Origin of the sequence: Coleofasciculus sp. FACHB-1120 (assembly GCF_014698845.1) — a bacterium.
Taxonomy (GTDB): Bacteria; Cyanobacteriota; Cyanobacteriia; order Cyanobacteriales; family FACHB-T130; genus FACHB-T130.
On sequence record NZ_JACJTV010000028.1, the window covers coordinates 17090 to 35984 of the forward strand.

An 18895-nucleotide genomic window follows, 5' to 3' on the forward strand; every position below is an offset into this window, starting at 1 on the left:
TCATGTTTTGTCTCCTAACAATTGTCTTTGTAACGTCAGATCGAGAATGTTCCCGTTGAGCAGCTTGAAAGGCGAATGCGGGAATTTTTCAAGAAAGCAAAACCTTATTGAGGCACGCGCGAACGAGCGATCGCGTTTTTATCCTCATCCCATGCCCGTTTCTGAATGAAAGATTCCACCAAGGTGACATCTTCTTTACTGCCAATGAGCAAGGGCGATCGCGCATGAAGGGCATTTGGCACTACGTCCAAAATATCTTCAGTGCCCGTACTGGCTCGACCTCCGGCTTGCTCTATTAAAAAGGCTAAGGGAGCCGATTCATAAAGCAACCGCAATTTTCCTTCTGGTTTTTTCACAGTCCCGGGGTAAAGGAAAACACCTCCTTGGAAGAGAATCCGGTGAATATCTCCCACCAGCGCCCCGCCGTATCGAGCCGTATAGCCTTCCTGGCGGTGAACATGGCGGATATAGTCTCGCAAGGGTTCTTCCCACTGCCAGAAATTGCCCTCATTGACGCTGTAAATAGAACCGTGGTTGGGAATCTGAATGTTTTCACTCGAAAGGATAAATTCTCCTAGGCTGGGATCGAGGGTGAAAGCGTGAACCCCAGTCCCAATCGAATAAACCAGCATCGTGCTAGGCCCGTATAGCACATAACCTGCGGCGATTTGTTTGCGTCCATTTTGCAATAAATCGCCTCCGGTTTGATTCTCATCCGTTCCTTCTTGTTGGCGAATTGCGAAGATAGAACCGACGTTGATATTGATATCTACATTCGAGGAGCCATCAATCGGGTCATAGAGCAGGGTATAGCGCCCGATTGGGCAATTTTCGGGAATATAGTAAGGCTTCTCCATTTCCTCGGATGCCAAACGGCAGACTAAACCGCTTTGCTTAAATACCGAGATAAATACGTCATTGGCATAGACATCCATCTTTTTGACGGATTCCCCTTGCACATTCACATCACCCGTAAATCCCAGCACGCCTTCGAGTAATCCTGCCCTGCTGAGTCGTCGCGCAATCAACTTTGCCGCGAGGGCAATGCGATTCATAATCGCGCTCAAGTCCTGGGCATCTGCCGAAAAGCTGTGGAGTTGCTGCAAAACGTGACGAGATAGCGTTGTGCAGTCGCGATCCAGGGCTTGTTCCTGAACGACGAAAGGCTGTTCCACGTTGGACATAGTTTTCGTCCTCCCTTTCAATAAATGCTTTGTTATCAGGGCTGCTCTCATTGAGCTACTGCCCCAACATTATCAAGACCCGGTCGCCTTACCTTCTATCTTAGGGAGCCATTTCGCAGGATGGTGTTTAACTTTATATCAACTAAAGAAATAAAATCTTTAGACCCGCTTTATTGTCTAAAAGACAATGCTTAGGGTGAAATCAGATAATTACCGCTTGCAATACAAAAAAACCAGATGGGAGAACATAAACGGATTGGAATCCTGACCAGTGGGGGTGATTGTGCGGGGCTAAATGCTGTGATTCGGGCAGTTGTCCGCTGTGCGACTGGTAGCTACGGCTGGGAGGTGCTGGGGATTTGCCGGTCTACTCTGGGCTTAATGAGCAGTCCGCCAGAAGCAATCCAGCTGGAGTTTGATAAGGTTGACCACTTGCTCACGATGGGCGGTACAGTGCTGGGAACGACGAATAAAGGAAACCCGTTTGCGTTTCCAATGCCGGATGGAAGTTTGCGCGATCGCTCCGAAGATATTATTGAGGGCTACCATCAACTAGGTTTGTCAGCCTTAATTGGGGTTGGTGGGGACGGCAGTTTAGCGATTCTCCGAAAAATCGCTCAACAAGGCGGGATCAACTTAGTCGGAATTCCCAAAACCATTGATAACGATGTCGGTTGTACTGAGCGTTCTATCGGATTTGATACCGCCGTCAACATCGCCACCGAAGCCCTCGACCGATTGCACTTTACTGCGGCTAGTCACAATCGAGTCATGATCCTGGAAGTCATGGGGCGCGATGCCGGTCATATTGCCCTGAATGCGGGGATCGCCGGGGGAGCCAATGTGATCTTGATCCCAGAAATTCCTTACACCATTGAAAATGTCTGTCGCAAAATTCGGAATCGTCAAGCGATGGGAAAGAATTTCTCGATCGTCATTGTCTCAGAAGCGGTTTGCACGGCTGAAGGCAATCCAGTCAAGAATATGGATCGATTCGGGGAATGTCGATTAGGCGGAATTGGGCAGTACCTAGCAGAGGAAATTTCGATTGCCAGCGGTGCAGAAACCCGCGTGACTGTTTTAGGTCACGTTCAGCGAGGGGGGCTGCCTTCGCCTCTAGATCGATTACTGGCAACTGCCTTTGGGGTGGCGGCTGTCGATCTGATTGCTGCGGAAAAGTACGACCACGTTGTTACCTGGCAAAACCGCGAAATTGTCAGCGTGCCAATTGCTGAAGCGATTGGGCAATACAGAGCCGTTGATACTAACGATACTCTGGTCAAAACTGCCAGAGGTTTGGGGATTTGCCTAGGAGACTAAACAGCCAAAGTTCTGCGATCGCAGTGTAGAAATATTTAACAGAAGGGTCTGCGATCGCAAGGCTTGATGTTTCGCTCTGCGAGCTTAGAACCTGGACTGTAGTCATGCTTACTGAAAACTAGCACGGTTGTCCTTCTTAAGAGGATGTTTCAAACAACCGTGCTGATTTCGCCCTATCTCTGGTTAAAATCTGCTTCGTCTCGCACCACCGCGATCGTCCTCCTTGGGTCGTGCTTTATTCACTCTAAGCTGACGACCCATCCATTCAGCTCCATCTAATTCGGTGATGGCTGCATCTTCTTGGGCATCATCTGTCATTTCAACAAAGGCAAATCCGCGCATACGTCCCGTTTCGCGATCTGTCGGCAAGACAACTCGCTTCACTGCCCCGTACTCTGCAAAGACTGCTGTCAAATCTTCTTCGGTCGCTTGGTAAGACAGGTTTCCAACGTAAATGGTCATAGGGATCGATAAAGCTGAACGAGGAACTAAAGTTCAGAATCCCTAGATGGCTAGATGTAACCCTTGATGCCAGGTCAATACTTATTTACCACTGGTGAATTTTCATCAACCTAGCCCACAAATGTGGCTGCACGAGTCCCAAATCCGACCATTAATAGGACTGAACTTTTAGATTTCGTCCTATCATAGCCTAGTAATTTCCTTGTGGGAGGTCATCTAGGGTAACACTGATGGGTTTATCTCAATTATAGAAATCCCCTGACTTTTAACAGTGGCTCAGATAGCATTGTCCAACAGTAAATTTCAAAGATTAGGGAGGCTAAATTTCCCAGCAAAATCGGCTTGCCTGCTGCCAGCTTTCCAGCCGTCTTTATCTTTAGCCTCATTTAGCTTTTGGTGCCAAGTTAGTCAATCGAAATGGACTGGGGACCACTACCTTTACCGTTACCACTGCCGTTGGAAGAAACCGTCGGCGAGGGAGGCACACCAGCCTGTCCATCGAGCCAGGTTTTCACGGGGTCATCATTCAGGTTGATGCGAAGTAAGCCAGAAACCAATCCACCTAAAAAAGCACCTGGGTGCTGGGTGAATTCTTTAAAGAGCGGTGTTAGTTCATCGAGAAACATGGAAAGTCTCCTGTTGCGGCCTGATAGTAACTGATGTCTATCTGTCGATCCTAGCGTGTCTGATTGCGGGTATTGGCATGGGAAGAAGCGATCGCTTCTTCCCAACGACAACGTTTGCCCCTCTATCCAGACTTTTGCTCGGAGAATAAGCACTTATCCGAGTCGCACCCAGCGGGGCCTGCTTCCATTAAGTACCCTGAATCATAGCGGCTTAAGGCAGCATGAAAATTTTCGGTCTGGCGTCGCTTTTCGACTTCCTGGACTATCTGCTCATACTCCTCTTTGGCGATTGGCTCAAACGGCAAGCGCGGAAACGTCTGATGATCGTCGAAACGAGCCAGAAGCGCTGCTGAGATGTAACCTTGATCGTCTCGGATTGCTTCGTAAATCCGAGTGCCTAAGGCTTCGATTTCGTTCTCGCGCAACTCGATGGTGGCTGAGGTATTGTGACGCACAAAGAATTTTTGGACTTGCATATAAAAATCCATTTGCGCGATCGCGTTAAACTTGCCAATCTCGATTTGATCGGCTCCCGGTAAATCCGCCCAAGCGACAGCAACGGGGATTTCTACCAGCCATTCCGAGCATCTGGGATCGAAGGGATCGTTCAGGAGATTGCCGTTTTCATCTTTATCAGACTGAGACGGAATCACGTTGTAGCCGTACTCAATACACGCCAGAGCAACTGGGTCATTCTTTCTGAAGGTGATCCGACGCAGAAAACGTTGAGCTTTTGGCGGATGCCAGCCCGGTGAAGCGCCTGTCAGTAAGGATTTTGTCCCAGAAGGCTGAACGGTGGTGCAACGGTTGGGTCGTTTGATGCCGTGGCGATCGCAATATTCCCACACCACTTGATGCACTGTTTCCCGCCAGCGCGTTAGATATTCCTGCTCCTGTTTCTTAAAGTTTAGTCCCGCCTGTGTTTCCGGTCTCCCTTCTTCCCACCAGCGCAACCAATCCACACCAAAGGCATTCACAAAGAAATCAAATAATCCTGTGAAAGAAACTCCCACAATTGGATCGAGTTCTCGTGACTTGCGATAGCGTTCTTCGACAAATTCGTGATTGAGCAACGAGGCGACTGATAATGCTCCGGCTGTAAAAGCTTCCTCTTGTTCTTGATAGTTGTGCGGGTCAATTTGATTGAGATGAACTTCCGAAAGGTTGCAGTGGAAGTTTGAGCCGATGATTTCCGGTTTTGTTATCCACTATTTCTAGTGGTCTCGGACTATATCTTCACCTGGTCTAGGTGGAGGGCGCTATCTGACCATTATTGGTTTCCCGCAGGTCTAGTCTCTGAACCTTCTCCAGCTCTGGGGCTACCTGCCTTACATCTGGAGCTTGGCTGCTGATTACCTTGCACATTTTTGGTGTTTAGGCTTCCAGCAATTCACCCTCTGACTATCTAACCTGTTCCCAGGTTAGGCGGCAAAATCTAGGCTACCGCAAGGATTCAAACCAACACGAGCTAATCGATGCTCTATCTCATTAGGAGATAGGTCGGGGTAGTGTTCTCCTAACCACTGTTCAGCCTTCCCTTGACTATAAGCTTGCAGAAAATCAGTTTTCAGCTCAGGGGTTTCTAAGAGATCGCAGTTGGCTCTCGCTACTGCTTCTCCTGCCCATTGAATTGCGCCTTCACCGGAATAATGCTGTTGACGAACCGCTGCAAGGCATTCTTCTAGCGTTGGTTTGTGGTGAAAAACTCTAGTGTGATTTGCCATGCGAAGCGCATCTCGTTCTGGATCGATGCGCCAGTTGCCGTTTTCATCTTGCTGCCAAAGATTGCCTTTTGCGTTGGCAAAATTTTCATCATCGCTAGAACCTTGCCTCATTCCAGCTGAGCGCCTGACGTTTCCAGCAACCACGACAACAGCGGCTTCATCTATTAATAAACAGCACTCAACCGAATTCAGTTGCCTTCCGAGAGCTTTATTTAAAATTGACGCGCAGCGTTCATAAAGACCTGACAACTTCACCGGATTGGCAACGCCACCAAAGCCTTTGAGAGGTTCTCCGGCTGCTCGGACATCGCTGAGGTCAAGGAATACCTGTACGTCTGTTGTGAAGCGCTCATCGCTGGATAATTCCAGCAAGGTTTGATAAGACTTAACCCAGCCTTGGCGACTGTCTCCGACGTAAATTGTGACTTTTTCGCCCTCTACTTTCACTTCTGTCAGTTCGCGGCGCTGCAACGCAGGAGTAGAGCCAATCTCACCTTGTACCGTCACCACAAGGCGATTGCGAATTTGCGGCAGTTGATTAATGTATTTTGGTTCGAGAACGGCTCCGGTGCCACACCCCATCATTGCTAGATCCATCATCAGGCCAAAGGCACGCCAGTCTACTACATTGGTACTGGTGCAGTTGTAGGCTCCTGAGAAGTTTTCGGGTCTTTCAATCCACTCGCTGCCGCCTACCCACAGCCAACGTCCAGAGGCAAGAGCTTTCATCTGGCGCTGCATGCGATCGATCGTGTCAGCTTCTTCAGGGGTGAGCTTGCCAAGCTTCGTCAACGCCCTAATCGTGCGATCGCACACTTCATCCCAAGTCTCGCGCCCGGACTGGGTGCGACGGCTGTACGTCCTAAAAAATACAGGATTCGCAGCCGGTGCCGTTTCAGGAAACCGGCTCGTCTGGATTACTCGCTCAAGCTCTCGAACCATAGGTCAAGTCTGATTGGTTTTGGAAAAAATTCACAGATCACTTACTATACGCGATCGCAGATATGGGGTCAAAGCTTGAAAAATCGAGGAAATTGCGCTATCTGTGTGGCTTTCCAGATTAAATGGGTACAGTAAAATATCCCATTGAGCTGCTCAATTGGTCAAAGTCGTAATAGTTAAAAGCTCGTCAAAAGGCAAAAAGTAAGGGCGATTGTCAGTCGCCCTTTCCCGTCGTTTGAGATTACTGTCTTGGTTTCAATTACCTTTTTGAGAGGCGGTGCAAAAGTTCAACAGCAAACTTATTTCACAAGCCCAACAGACAGAATATTCCCCATTGCAAATACGGCCTGTCGCAGCCATGTCGCTCATGAAATTGGAGTTCGGAGTTTGCATCTGGAGTTAAAGGGTAGCTTGATGCCACATCTGGAAACATTACAACGCACAAAACTGATGGTTGGTTTGTTGTTACTCAAGAAGAAACAGATACCCTGCCTACACGCTTGTTAGGTTTGGTGCAAGCTGTAGAAGTGTTGCCCGAATTGGGCAGCAAGCTGCAAAATTACCAGATTGCGATCGCGTTAAATTTCCCAAATCCGTTAAGAGAGCGCCAGGAAACGACAATCAAACAGCTCAAGAGACTAAACTGATATTTTGGAAAATGGGTAATTGGTAATGGGGATGAACTCTTGACGATGATACTTGCTCCTTGGCGATCGCTTCTTTCGGGTGCCGTACACCGTAACGGTAGCGAACCTCATTCTCGCTACTTACAGCTAGCTACCATCCAGGCTGATGGGCGTCCTGCTAACCGCACACTCGTATTTCGGGGATTTTTAGACAATACCAACCAATTAAAATTTGTCACCGATTCTCGCAGCCAGAAAGCTGACCAAATCGAGCATCAGCCTTGGGCAGAAGCTTGCTGGTACTTTACCAGCACCCGCGAACAATTTCGCCTCGCTGGGAGACTGACGCTGGTAGGAGCCAATCATCCTAATTCACTGCTCCAGCAAGCGCGGCAGGCGTCGTGGAAAGACCTTTCTGACGCCGCTCGCCTGCAATTTGCTTGGCCCCATCCCAGAGAAAGGAGAGCCGATGTCAGCACTTTTTCACCGCCGCCACCCGATTCCCAAAAGCCCCTAGAGAGTTTTTGTCTTTTACTGCTAGAACCCGTACAGGTCGATCATTTAGAATTGCGAGGCGACCCCCAAAACCGATGTCTTTATCGTCTCGAAAGTTCCCAGGCTTGGTCTACTCAAGCCGTAAATCCGTAAGCATTAAAAACGCAAAATCAAAAATTGAGAAATTCCATTTTTAATTTCTAATTTTTTTAAATCCCCGAACCATCTAAGAATTGCCGGATCAATCCATCTTGGACACGACAGCTGGGCGCTGCGGCGGCTGGGATATCCGATACATGATGTCCTGCTCCTGAGGGAACAGACATTGAGGCATGAGCCGGTTGTTGTAACTCTTGTACCTGTTGTTCCAGTGCTTCCAGACGGTCAACCAAAGCCCGAATTACCGCAGCTTCCGAATCGGGAAGACTTCCATGTTCCAAGGGATTCACTCGGACGCCGGAACGATAGAGAATTCGACCAGGAACGCCTACTACCGTACAATCCGAAGGAACATCGCGCAACACAACTGAGCCAGCACCGATGCGGACGTTGTTGCCGATTTGAAGATTGCCGAGAACTTTGGCACCAGCACCGACGACAACATTTTCCCCCAAGGTAGGGTGACGCTTGCCGCTTTCCTTGCCGGTACCGCCGAGCGTAACACCCTGGTAGATCAGAGCATAATCTCCCACAATTGCGGTTTCACCAATCACTACACCCATGCCGTGGTCAATAAACACACCCCGCCCAATTACGGCACCAGGGTGAATTTCAATGCCGGTAAAAAAGCGAGCTAAGTGGGATATCAACCGGGGGATGAAGGGGATTCCCAGTAGTCTGAGCCAGTGTGCAAGGCGATGAAATAGCAGCGCTTGCAAACCGGGATAGCAAAATAAAACCTCCAGCCAGTTACGGGCTGCTGGATCGCGCTCGAAGATGATGCGGAAGTCAGCAAGAAGCGTAGATAGCACGAGTAAGTACCTATTTTGGTGCTACAAACCACTCACTATCATATCGTTCCTGGTGCGTTTCTAAGGTAGGGAAACCGAACCTGAATTTTGAATTTTGGATGGCGATGCGAGAGCGATGGGGGGCCACAAGCTATCTAAATCTCTAAAAAAGCTAGGTTCTAGTTTTGTTGGACAGAAAGAGTATAATCCCATCTTTGCCGCTCTTTGATGGAACCTACCCAGACACTATAGATGCCTGATTTCCAGCTTGAGTCTGTGATACTCGCATCTTTGTTGGAACCTGTATCATCGCCACAGCGAATGGTACCATCAGGCCCTTTGATGACTAGAGTAGTGTCTTTGCCTCCAGTCTCTACTTTTACCGTCAGCTGGGGGAAGCCTTTCTTCACAACCATGATATGGTCAGGAGTTTCATCACCTCCATAACCAATACAGGGGTTGTTATTGCGATCGCGATTAGCGATCGCTGACAGCGAGAAGGCTCCGCTGGTATAACCTGTCACAGACGCCTTGCCACTTCCATCAACAATCAAACGGTCAAAATTTGCTTCTTTTGCTAAAACGGCTGTAGCGCTAAAAATGGTCAGTAAACCTAGAATTCCAAAACGCCTAAATTGCATGGCAAGTACCTCTTCTCAACTACGGTATTTATTTTCTCTCCGTAGATGAGTACGGAATATAGATCAGCCTACTTATCGTTGTAATCAAAACTATTGTCTCTGAGGGCAGTATAGGTGACAGATGTGTGTCTGCCACATTAATCACCAGTTTTCTTGTCGCGCTAGTTTGTAGGAGGTTGTATGCCCCTCGTTATCTTGATGATGCTGCTGTTTATCACCAGCTGGTTCTTTTCAGAAGTTTTGGTTTTATTTCCTTTGAGTATTTTAAATTTAGTCTCAATCCCCCACTGGTTAGTGATGGTAGGACTCTTGATATTTTTTGCCTGGTGTTTTGGGGAATAAGGCTCAATGGTATGAGTGTTGGCTCAAAAAATAGAGAGCATCTTCAGCCTTTTAAAAAGAGTAAATTAAAGAATCTTACCCCAACCCTTCACAAGAGCGGGCAGGGTTGGGGTAAGATTCTTTAAAATTCCGTTATCCATGCTCTAGCACAGGCTAACAAGCAAGAGCATAGACAATTAACGACTACTTAAAAGGGAGAATCAGCTAACTCGCGCTCAAGCTCAGTATCTGTCACCAGCGGTAGTACAACCTTCTGTTCCGAATAAGGAAGAGAGTGAGGACTCTTAAAGGTTTTCTGAGCATCCGCTTTTTGACACGCCATCATGGTTTTGACGTGTTCGCCTTCGTCATCCCGAATGTTGACGAAAACATCATAGAGGTTGTCAACGTGAGGGCGACGAGATTCGGGGACTACGCCGGTTTGAAATTCATCAAATAGGTAGAGATCGCCGTCCCGGTAGTAGTTAATCGCGACTTGGGGCGCTGGTTTAGTTTTCAGTTCGGCTTCATGCTGGCGCAAGAAGGTGTCGTAGGTATGATGGGCGTGTTCTTCCACCATTTCCATGAAGTTGTAGGCGGTGCGGGGCGAGACGATGTAAAGAGCTACAACGACCCAGTAGTAGAAGAGGGCTGTGGTTTGGGCAAGGAAGCGATCGCTCCAATGTTGGTTTCCACCCAGCGATTCCATAATCAGCAGGTGGTGCATTTCATTCCAAGATTCGGCAAAGTGAACCTTGAGCCAGTCCGCTTTTCGCCACCAACCGAGGGTTTCGTAGAGGTGTAACACTGACAGGAAGGAAAAGTAGGGGACGCGAGCCACTGTTTCTAGCACGTAGAAGCGCTGATAAGGGCGATCGCGATAAAGCGTGTCGATAACGAACACAAGCACGCTAACCAGAAATCGAATCATTAAGTCCTCCCTCAGGAGTGAGAAGAATGGCTGAAAATTCAGCCTGGAGGAAGATGCTGTTGGGTTTTTCTTTCCTCTTACTTCGATCGTAGCGCTCTGTGTAACGATAAGTATCGCCTGAGCGGGTGAACTAGGGTGAGAAATCCGAACATTTAGGTTCGGGTTGCGTTAACCTTTCCCCTAAATCTTTCCGTATCGGAGAGGGGCTTTAAAGATGCCTCTGGCTTCCCTTCCTTCTCAGGGAAGGGGTTGGGGGTTAGGTTCTTACAACACTAAACTCAAGTGAGAACCGCTGGGAGTTTTATACACTTCAATCCTAGTTTGGAAGGCTTCTTTGAATTGCGGCATATGAGTGACGGTAAGGATGCAGGCGAAGTCAGATGCGATCGCATTAATCGCTGCAATCAAGCGATCGCATCCTTCCGCATCTTGGGTGCCAAATCCCTCGTCAATAATCAGCATTTGCAATGCCGTTCCCGCACGCTGCGCCAACAATTTCGCTAAAGCTAGACGAATCGCAAAGTTAATCCGAAACGCTTCTCCGCCCGAATAAGTTTCATAAGGACGAGTGCCGCGAGCATCGGCAATTAAAATATCTAAAGTGTCAATCATTTTGCTGGCTTTTTTTGCAGAGCGTCCACTCCGCCCTGCTTTCTGAGTAACAAACTGCACGTGTAACTGGTTTCCACTGAGCCGAGACAGGAGAGTATTCGTTTCTGCTTCCAATTGAGGCAGAATATTCTCAATCATCAGCGTCTGGATGCCATTTTTGCCAAAAGCTTGCCCTAATTCCTGGTAAACACGATATTGCTGCCGCACCTTGGCGTGTTGAGCGGTGAGTGCGTCATGCTGAGTTTGGAGCGTTTCTAGATAATGTTGTTGTTGTTGCAAGCTGCCTAACTGGCGTTGCTTCTCGTCGAGTTGCAGACGCCGCTGGTGTATCTGCTGTTCAATCGTTGTAATTTCGGCTTTTGTATCGGGTGTTTGTTGCAACTGGCGAACGCTGGTGTCTATCTGAATCGTCATCTGTTGCAAATCTTGCGATCGCATTTGCAACGATTGCTCCAAATCTTGCGATCGCTTTAATAAAGCAGGATATTGCTGCTGCGCGGAAGCGAGTTCCTGATAGCGGACTTGCCACAACTGCGACTTGCGTAAAGCGGTTCTGAGGGCGTCGTGTTGCGATCGCTCGTAACCAATTTCCGCCATTTCTCGATCGAGTGCTTCAATCTGCCGCGATAATTCCGAATTCACTTGCAGTTGTTGCATTTGCGATTGCAGATTCGCAATTTTCGCCACCAATTCTGGCATCTGAGCGTCTATTTGAGCTTGACGCCGCTGGGCTTGTTTAATTTCTGCTTGCTTAATTTCTGCCCAGCGCCAGCGCTCTACCTCACCTCTAGCGAGGGCATGGTCTTGCTCATTGTAGTTAAGTTGTTGCAACTGTTGCTCAAGGTGGCGCAGTTCTTCTTGTCGATCCGGTGCGTAGTTTCCGGAGGAAAGCGATCGCTCAATTTGTTGCTTTTCTACCTCAATTTGTTGCAGGCGCGTCTGGATTTCAGCCATCGCGGAACTTTCTGCGGCTAATTGTCCTCGTTGTTCGCGCAAGGAATCGTAGTTTGCCAATGCTTGGGCAATTTCGGTGATTTCCTTCCGCAACCCCTGTAGCTGGTACTCACAGACCGCGAGTAGCCCCTCTACATCCCAGAATTGATCTTGAATTCCCTGTTGCTGATCGTGGGTTTTTTGCACCACTAGCTGCCAGTGGTGTTCGTCAAGAGGGCGATCGCATAAAGGACAACTCGCATTCGGCGTCTGGATCAGTTGCAATTTTTGGTCGATTTCTGCAAGTTTAGTTTCGCATTCTTTTTGAGCCGCCTGGAGGCGATCGCGAGAACTCCGCTGTTGCAGTTCTTTCTCCTGCACCCGTTCTTGATAGACGCGCTTTTTGTCAAGTTGCTGAATTTGACTTTGAACTTGTTGTAATTGTTGTTGCAATTGAGGTAGGCGTTTTTGCCTATCTTGCAACTGGGCGGCAGATTTGCGAAGTTCTTCTAATCTGGCAGATAGTCGCGCTTGAGAGCGATCAAGTTCCATCTGCACTTGTCCGCGACGTTGCACCAGGGGGGCGACTTGTAACTGCAACCGATCGAGATAACCGACATAACCCCGCGCCTCTTGGAGTTTTTTTAATCCAGCTTCTACTTCTTCGGTGCGGCTGAGGATTTGCTGAATATCTGCCCTAGATTGCCGTACCGCTTCTAGCTGTCCTTGAGCTTGTCGCAGTTGCAGGTTAAGTTCGTTAATTTGCTGCTCAAGCCGTCTTTGGAGTTGTTGCCGTTGCTGTTGGGCATCTTGATAAGCTTGTGACTTAGCGGTGAGCGTTTCTTCCTGGGTTTGCAAATCTTGGTAGTGAGCATACCCAGCGGTAATTTGGTCTTTTTGATTTAGTAAAGCTTCTAATTGTTGTTGTTGCAGTTGAGTTGTGGCAATTTCTTGGCGATAGCGATCGCAATCTTTGGTGAGATTTTGATATTGCTGGCGAACAAAGCTCAGTTGTTGTTCCCAAGTTTGTCGCTGATGCTGGATTGCTAGTAAACTTTGGACTTTTTCATTGTCAACAGCTTGGGCTTGCTGTAATTCTGCTAGTTGGGTTTCCAGAATTGGTTGTTGTTGAGCGATCGCATCTTTTTGTTGCAGTTGTTGCTTGATCGTCTGCAAATTTTGATCCAATTGCTCCGCCTGTCCTTTTAATTGGCGGGATAAATCCTTTGCCTGTTCTGCCAATTCTTCATATTGAGACAGTTTCAGCAAATCCGCGAGAATTTCCTTTCGTTCGCTGGGACGCTTGAGCATAAACTCATCCGCCCGCCCTTGACGTAGATAAGCCGAATTCACGAAAGTGTCGTAATCCAGCTTTAGGTGATGCACAATCGCCTCCTGCGTCGCCCGGATTCCGCGTCCGGTTAAAGAGCGAAAATCGCCGGATGATTGCACTTGAAATTCCAGCGATCCACCTTGTCCGCGGATACGAGTGCGAATGATGCGATAGGTTTGGCGATCGCATTGGAAGGTGAAATCAACCCGAACTTCTTTTGCCCCGGCGTGGATGACATCATCTTCCGTTGCAGCGCGGCTTTCACCCCAAATCGTCCAGGTGATCGCTTCCAAGAGAGAAGATTTACCCGCACCATTAGAACCGCAAATACACGCAGTATGTAGACCGCTAAACTCTAAGGTAGCGTCGCGGTAGCTGAGGAAATTTTTGAGAACCAGTTGCTGTGGGATCATTCAGGCTATAGCGCCATACCTTTTATGAGAAGTAGCAGTACATCTGCACTATTGTTTAGTTTAGCGGTTGAAAAATCAGGTTTTTGGCAATTAAGACCGAATTTGATGTAAAAATTTCTGCTGAATCAAAATAATCGTGGCGAATGGAATTCGCGGCTATACAAACGAACCCCGCCTGCGCGGGTTTTAGAAATGCTGCTAGCTATTGCTCTATCTCGGCTTTGCGCCTATCCTTCTGTTCTATTTCTTCCCAAATTATCCGAGAAGCCACTGCAATAATTTCCAAACCTTCTTCAGTTGTCATCTGCTAAGTGTTGCCAAGATTTCTGCTTTTGTCATCTGTTTCTTTGGTATGTAGGGAATGCGATCGCGAAGTGCTGACTTATCAATTCGCGCTTTTAAGGCTAGGTTACGCGATCGCATCACACCCATCATCCTAAAAAACTCAAACCCGCGCAGGCGAGTTTCGTCTGTGTAGCCGCGAATTCCATTCGCCGGGTTGATTATTTGCGCGATCGCCATTTGATGTAGAGACAAAACCACAACACCGAAATCCGGCGTCTGACAGCCTGACTTTTTTTAAGCTTCCGGAAGCCTGCCTTAGCAGACTCTTCAATCAGCATTACGGTCAAGACTTGGAGGATAAAGCAGAGTGTGCCAGTTAGCATTGCGTTAAGGAGCAACTTTCAATCTTGTCTCTTTCATCATCTGAAGCCGATGTTTGCGATCGCTTGTATGCGCTGTATGCGTTGTATGCGTTATCAAAGAAACATCAGCGTTTTGTGGTTAGACAATGGCAGAGCGATCCATCCGGGCATCTTCAGAAGGCATTCAGAAAGCAAAAAAGGTTGTTAAAGACCAAGGCTGGACGCAAGCAGAGATTGGAGAAGAAGTAGGAACGACTCGCCAGCCTGTAGGAAAATTTTTCGCGGGTAAACCGATTGAGCGTCCTACTTTTATCGATATCTGCCGTTTCTTGGATCTCAATTGGGAAGAAATCGCTGAACCTGAACCAGAGGAGCAGAAGCAGGATACGAGCATTGATATCGCTGCGCTAATGCAGGAGGTACGCGAAAAGATAAAACCCATCATTCAAGAACGCTGCGGCACAATGCGGGTGCTAGATATGACTCACCCCATTGGGTTGAATGATATCTACACCAACGTCAATATTCTGGAGAAAATTACTGGGCGCAGGCGAAAAGAGATTCCTGAGTTATTGCAAGAGTGCAACTTTGAGGATGTTGAGCGCTTTGGACTGGGCAGAATCACTGAAGAACGAGTCCCAGGACTTAAGGCGGTCAAGACACATCCCAAGCTGATGATATTGGGGAAGCCTGGGGCGGGTAAAACCACGTTTTTAAAGTATTTAGCGATTCAGTGCAATCAGGGTAAATTTCAGGCTGATCGCGTGCCAATTTTTGTCACCCTCAAAAACTTTGCTGAAGCCACTAATAAACCGAGTTTATTGGAATACGTCACTCAGCAATTCGTGGATTGCGGGGTTGTAGAGACAAAGGTTATCGTGTCTCTACAAGATGTAATTGAACACAGCAGGGCATTGATTTTACTCGATGGGCTAGATGAAGTTAGAGAGGAAGACAATCAGCGCGTCTTAAGGGAGATTCGTGATTTCTCTGACCAATATCGTGACAATCACTTTGTGATGACCTGCCGGATAGCAGCGCGAGAATATACCTTTGAGAAATTCACAGAGGTAGAAGTTGCCGATTTTGATGATGAACAAATTGCTACCTTTGCAAACAACTGGTTTAAGAATAAAGCTGTAAAACCAGAACATTTTATTAAACGCCTCGAAGACAATAACCGAATCAAACAACTAGCCGCCAGTCCGCTACTGCTGACGCTCTTATGTTTGGCATTTGAAGAGTCAGGGGATTTTCCGGCGAATCGTTCTGAACTATACAAAGAAGGACTGGATGCGCTGCTGAAGAAATGGGATGCCAAGCGCGGGATTCAACGCGATCAAGTTTACAAAAAACTATCCATTCAGCGCAAGGAAGATTTACTCAGCAAGATTGCCTTAACTACCTTTGAGCAAGGTGACTATTTGTTCAAGCAGAAAGTAGCAGAACAATACATCACAGATTACATCCGCAATCTACCCGATGCCAATGCTGACCCGGAAGCATTGCAACTGGATAGTGCGGTAGTTTTGCGCTCAATTGAATATCAACACGGGCTATTAGTGGAACGGGCGAAAGGAATTTACTCGTTTTCCCATTTAACATTTCAGGAGTATTTCACTGCTAGAGAAATTGTTGTTGTAAAACAGTCATCAGAGGAGGCATTGGAACGTCTGGTTAATCACATTACCGAAAAACGCTGGCGAGAAGTTTTCTTTCTAGCGGTTGGGATGTCGCCAAGTGCAGAACGTTTACTACAGTTAATGAAACATCAAGTTGATGGAATTGTAGCTGCTGATGAGAAGTTGCAGCAGTTCCTAATGTGGGTAAGTCAGAAATCTCTGTCAGTCCAAATTCCATATAAGTATAAGTCAGCAGTCCGCGCTTTTTACTCCGCCTTTGCCCTCAACCTCCACCGCGCCGTCGGCCTCGACCTCGTTGCTTTCGACCTCCACCGTGCCCTTGCTCTCGACCTTGACCTCCACCGCGCCCTTGCCCTCGACCGCGCCCTTGCTCTCGACCTTGACCTCCACCGCGCCCTTGCCCTCGACCTCGACCGCGCCCTCGACCTTGAACTCCACCGCGCCCTCGACAGCGACCTCGACCGCGCCATCGCTAGCGCCCTCCACCTCGCCAGTGAGCCAGAACTAAAGAACTCGCTGCAACAACTTAGAGATCAATTACCTAAATTACCTAAATCGAAAGACTGGGCATTAAATAAGCAATGGTGGAAAGCAAACGGTAAAGCTTGGGCTGAAAAATTAAGAGAAATGATGATTAAGCATCGTAATATTGGTCACGATTGGCAGTTCAGCAAGAAGGAAATGAAATTACTTTATCAGTATTACCAAGCCACTAAGTTGCTAGTAGATTGCCTGAATAGCGATTGTTATGTGAGCTGTGAGGTGCGACAGGAGATAAAGGATACCTTGTTGTTACCTATAGCAGAGATTGAGCAACGAAAGAGAGAATTAATGTAGCGCGACGCTTTTTTTGTAATTCTTCCCGAATAGCGCGATCGCACATTGAAGATAGATTGTTTTACCTGTTTCAGGAATTGATACAGCTAATTAAGGTTTAATATCTCACCAAAAAAAGTTCTGATTATCAGAAACTTTTTTAACCCACGAGCTTCTAAGAAGGTATCAGTGAAAATACACAAAGTTCGTGGGTTCCCTATTTATGACTTCCTTAAACAACTTAAAGTCTGGCGTTTTGGTATTGATGGCTCTGGGCACATTTGCTGGTTCTGTTGGCGCTGTACCCATCAATGTTCCTGTCCCTACAGTCCCTCGTGCCAGCAACCCATCTCAGACCAAGACTGTAATTTCTTCGGGAGCTTCTATTCCTGTTAGATATGACGGAACGGCTGAAAAAATCTTGCTATCTCGAACCGAAAAAGTGCCTTTAACTTTAACAGTTTCATCCACTGTTAAAAGCAGTTACGGGACAACTTTGATTCCTGCCGGAACCAAGATTCTCGGTCAATTGGAACCCGCTGGTCAAGGCTCTCGATTTGTTGCTACACAAATTGTCCTGCCCTTAGATGGGACTCGGACAATCAATGCCACTTCTCAAATTGTGACGAGAACAGAACAAATCAAAAAAGGTTCTAGAACCAACACAATCTTGAAAGGTGCCGCCTTGGGTGGAGCCGCTGCATCCGCGATCGCAGCACTGGTTGGCGACAAAGCGATCGCGACTGAAGAAGTCTTGGGTGGCTCAGGCTTGGGCGCTTTAGCTGGCTTATTCTGGGGACGCAAATCTGTCGATGTTATCTCCGTGAATCCCAGCCTTGATTTGAGGACTATCACCCTAGCTTCTCAGCTGCCAGTTACCGTCGCTCTACGCTAAACAGGGAATTCCTAACTTCCCTTGGTGATGCTACACATCAGAATCTGTCTGTTACAGACCTAAAGTGAAATGGTATAAGACACGCTCCGGCTCCCTCCCCGAATCAGGGAGGGTTGGGGAGAGGTTCTTTCCCCATCACTCTGCATTTTTCCTCGGATATGCACTAAATCAGTTCAATTGTCAAGAAACAAATCCAGCAACGAAGCGTCTTGACCCTTATCCGTATAATTGCTGAGAGTGTTCCCTATGTCTCGCTTCAATCGCTGGAAATCAGGAACCGCTGCACTCATGGCATTGACAATCACCGCCGGTGCAGCTGCCCCCTTCGTCACGTCTGCACCGGCTGCTGCCCAATATTACGAATTTCCGCCTCCACCTGTCTCCCAAGTCAGCATTCCCTCAGGCACAACCCTCCCCTTGCGCTATAACAAGGCGAATAAAATCGTTGTGTCTCCTAAGGAAACGATGCCGTTAATGCTGACGGTGGCAACAAATGTCAGAAATACTCGCGGAACTATCTTAATTCCGGCAGGAACTCAGGTGGTTGGTCAACTGCAACCCGCAACTAGAGGCGGTTCCCAGTTTGTTGCCAGAGAATTAGTTTTCAACAACGGGAAACGGCAGTATATCAATGCCTCTTCCAGAGTGATTACTCGCACCGAACAAGTTAGTCGGGGAACGAATACCAATTCTATTTTGAAGGGTGCCGCTGTTGGTGGAGCCGCCGCAGCCGCAATTGGTGCTTTGGTTGGAGACAGAGCGATCGCCACTGAAGAAATTTTGGGGGGTGCTGGTTTGGGTGCCTTAGGCGGGCTGCTGTTGGGTAAAAGAAAAGTTGATGTTGTTGTCGTTAACCCCAACACCGATTTGAATGTTACATTGCGCTCGGCTCTGGCACTGCGCTAGCCTTTTTTGAGCCAATGCGCTTTATCTGGTTGTCTCAAACAAGAATACTGTAGGGCAGGTATACCCCTGCCCTACGTTCGTATTGCCCTACATTTGTATAACGGGTAAAGACTTTGCACGCAATGTCTCTACAATCTTTAGGGGTTTTCTAAAAATTTTCCAAAATTAGGATTAGGCGCTAGGCTTGCCGATACCGGGATTTGCCTCTTTCTTGACTTCAGGAACAACATCCGGGCGCTCTTTATCTTCCCAACCCACAGGGCGCTTAGAATTGTACCACGCAACAGAACCGATACTGACAGCAGCAATAAAACCTACCGCGTACACAGCAGTCGCAGAAACTGGGAAATGAGGCGTATTCGTCGCAACTTCCATCAATAAATGCATTCTTGGGAAACTCCTTAACGATTTTTGGTTATCGTACCAAAACTCAGGGGATCGTCTATCACCCCTGAGTTTGATCCCCATTGTTTTT

At 47.8% G+C, this 18895-nt stretch carries 17 protein-coding genes and 2 pseudogenes; 7 read left to right on the forward strand and 12 right to left on the reverse strand.

Annotated features, from left to right (window positions below; all coding sequences use genetic code 11):
* Nucleotides 1-104: 104 nt before the first annotated feature.
* A complete protein-coding gene (gene fbp, locus H6H02_RS20590) occupies nucleotides 105-1184 on the reverse strand; it encodes a class 1 fructose-bisphosphatase (RefSeq protein WP_190821219.1) in 1080 nt (359 codons plus the stop codon).
* A 237-nt stretch (nucleotides 1185-1421) separates the two neighbouring features.
* Here fbp and H6H02_RS20595 point away from each other — a divergent pair, with 237 nt between their 5' ends.
* Entirely contained in the window at nucleotides 1422-2504 is a 1083-nt protein-coding gene (locus tag H6H02_RS20595) for an ATP-dependent 6-phosphofructokinase (protein WP_190821221.1), read from the forward strand.
* 183 nt (nucleotides 2505-2687) lie between these two features.
* Here the strand turns inward: H6H02_RS20595 and H6H02_RS20600 are convergent, their stop codons facing one another.
* From H6H02_RS20600 to nrdJ (H6H02_RS20615), 4 genes and pseudogenes are all read right to left on the reverse strand, one after another.
* Nucleotides 2688-2966 (reverse strand): RNA-binding protein, encoded by a 279-nt coding sequence (locus tag H6H02_RS20600; RefSeq protein ID WP_190410354.1) that lies wholly within the window; start codon nucleotides 2964-2966, stop codon nucleotides 2688-2690.
* Nucleotides 2967-3370: 404 nt separating this feature from the next.
* Entirely contained in the window at nucleotides 3371-3592 is a 222-nt protein-coding gene (locus tag H6H02_RS20605; protein ID WP_190821224.1) for a hypothetical protein, read from the reverse strand.
* Nucleotides 3593-3714: 122 nt separating this feature from the next.
* Nucleotides 3715-4785: pseudogene (gene nrdJ / locus H6H02_RS20610) on the reverse strand (ribonucleoside-triphosphate reductase, adenosylcobalamin-dependent); the annotation flags it as partial.
* Nucleotides 4786-5028: 243 nt separating this feature from the next.
* Nucleotides 5029-6258, reverse strand: a pseudogene (nrdJ, locus tag H6H02_RS20615) (ribonucleoside-triphosphate reductase, adenosylcobalamin-dependent); the annotation flags it as partial.
* Between the two features lie 249 nt (nucleotides 6259-6507).
* Between nrdJ (H6H02_RS20615) and H6H02_RS26905 the strand changes: the two are divergent.
* Nucleotides 6508-6765 carry a hypothetical protein gene (locus H6H02_RS26905; RefSeq protein WP_206757302.1) on the forward strand — a complete coding sequence of 86 codons (258 nt, stop codon included), beginning with the start codon at nucleotides 6508-6510 and terminating at the stop codon, nucleotides 6763-6765.
* A gap of 185 nt (nucleotides 6766-6950) precedes the next feature.
* Nucleotides 6951-7532: an Npun_F5749 family FMN-dependent PPOX-type flavoprotein gene (locus tag H6H02_RS20620; RefSeq protein WP_190821315.1), complete on the forward strand. Its 582-nt coding sequence runs from the start codon at nucleotides 6951-6953 to the stop codon at nucleotides 7530-7532.
* Nucleotides 7533-7588: 56 nt separating this feature from the next.
* On the opposite strand, the gene cysE is transcribed toward H6H02_RS20620, so the two are convergent.
* Together cysE and H6H02_RS20630 are read right to left on the reverse strand one after the other, a co-directional pair.
* Nucleotides 7589-8350, reverse strand: coding sequence for a serine O-acetyltransferase (gene cysE, locus H6H02_RS20625; protein WP_190821228.1), 762 nt, complete (start codon nucleotides 8348-8350; stop codon nucleotides 7589-7591).
* Between the two features lie 158 nt (nucleotides 8351-8508).
* Entirely contained in the window at nucleotides 8509-8970 is a 462-nt protein-coding gene (locus tag H6H02_RS20630) for a hypothetical protein (protein ID WP_190821230.1), read from the reverse strand.
* Between the two features lie 125 nt (nucleotides 8971-9095).
* Here H6H02_RS20630 and H6H02_RS20635 point away from each other — a divergent pair, with 125 nt between their 5' ends.
* On the forward strand, nucleotides 9096-9437 hold the full coding sequence (locus H6H02_RS20635) for a hypothetical protein (protein ID WP_190821232.1): 342 nt from the start codon (nucleotides 9096-9098) through the stop codon (nucleotides 9435-9437).
* A 62-nt stretch (nucleotides 9438-9499) separates the two neighbouring features.
* Here H6H02_RS20635 and H6H02_RS20640 read toward each other — a convergent pair whose 3' ends face one another.
* The 4 genes from H6H02_RS20640 to H6H02_RS20655 form a co-directional block, all read right to left on the reverse strand.
* Nucleotides 9500-10222: an alternative oxidase gene (locus H6H02_RS20640; protein WP_190821234.1), complete on the reverse strand. Its 723-nt coding sequence runs from the start codon at nucleotides 10220-10222 to the stop codon at nucleotides 9500-9502.
* Between the two features lie 264 nt (nucleotides 10223-10486).
* Nucleotides 10487-13513: an exonuclease subunit SbcC gene (gene sbcC / locus H6H02_RS20645; RefSeq protein ID WP_190821236.1), complete on the reverse strand. Its 3027-nt coding sequence runs from the start codon at nucleotides 13511-13513 to the stop codon at nucleotides 10487-10489.
* A 300-nt stretch (nucleotides 13514-13813) separates the two neighbouring features.
* Nucleotides 13814-14050: a hypothetical protein gene (locus tag H6H02_RS20650; protein WP_190821238.1), complete on the reverse strand. Its 237-nt coding sequence runs from the start codon at nucleotides 14048-14050 to the stop codon at nucleotides 13814-13816.
* Nucleotides 14017-14181 carry a hypothetical protein gene (locus H6H02_RS20655; protein ID WP_190821240.1) on the reverse strand — a complete coding sequence of 55 codons (165 nt, stop codon included), beginning with the start codon at nucleotides 14179-14181 and terminating at the stop codon, nucleotides 14017-14019. Before H6H02_RS20655 ends, H6H02_RS20650 begins: the two co-directional genes overlap by 34 nt.
* A gap of 125 nt (nucleotides 14182-14306) precedes the next feature.
* Between H6H02_RS20655 and H6H02_RS20660 the strand changes: the two genes are divergently transcribed.
* The 3 genes from H6H02_RS20660 to H6H02_RS20670 all read left to right on the forward strand — a co-directional run bounded on the left by H6H02_RS20660 (nucleotide 14307) and on the right by H6H02_RS20670 (nucleotide 18420).
* Nucleotides 14307-16640 (forward strand): NACHT domain-containing NTPase, encoded by a 2334-nt coding sequence (locus tag H6H02_RS20660; protein ID WP_190821242.1) that lies wholly within the window; start codon nucleotides 14307-14309, stop codon nucleotides 16638-16640.
* Nucleotides 16641-16842: 202 nt separating this feature from the next.
* The gene (locus H6H02_RS20665) at nucleotides 16843-17514 is read left to right on the forward strand and encodes a hypothetical protein (protein WP_190821244.1); all 672 of its coding nucleotides are present in this window, start codon (nucleotides 16843-16845) and stop codon (nucleotides 17512-17514) included.
* 246 nt (nucleotides 17515-17760) lie between these two features.
* The gene (locus H6H02_RS20670) at nucleotides 17761-18420 is read left to right on the forward strand and encodes a hypothetical protein (RefSeq protein ID WP_190821246.1); all 660 of its coding nucleotides are present in this window, start codon (nucleotides 17761-17763) and stop codon (nucleotides 18418-18420) included.
* Between the two features lie 171 nt (nucleotides 18421-18591).
* On the opposite strand, the gene H6H02_RS20675 is transcribed toward H6H02_RS20670, so the two are convergent.
* On the reverse strand, nucleotides 18592-18807 hold the full coding sequence (locus H6H02_RS20675; RefSeq protein WP_190821249.1) for a hypothetical protein: 216 nt from the start codon (nucleotides 18805-18807) through the stop codon (nucleotides 18592-18594).
* Nucleotides 18808-18895 lie beyond the last annotated feature (88 nt).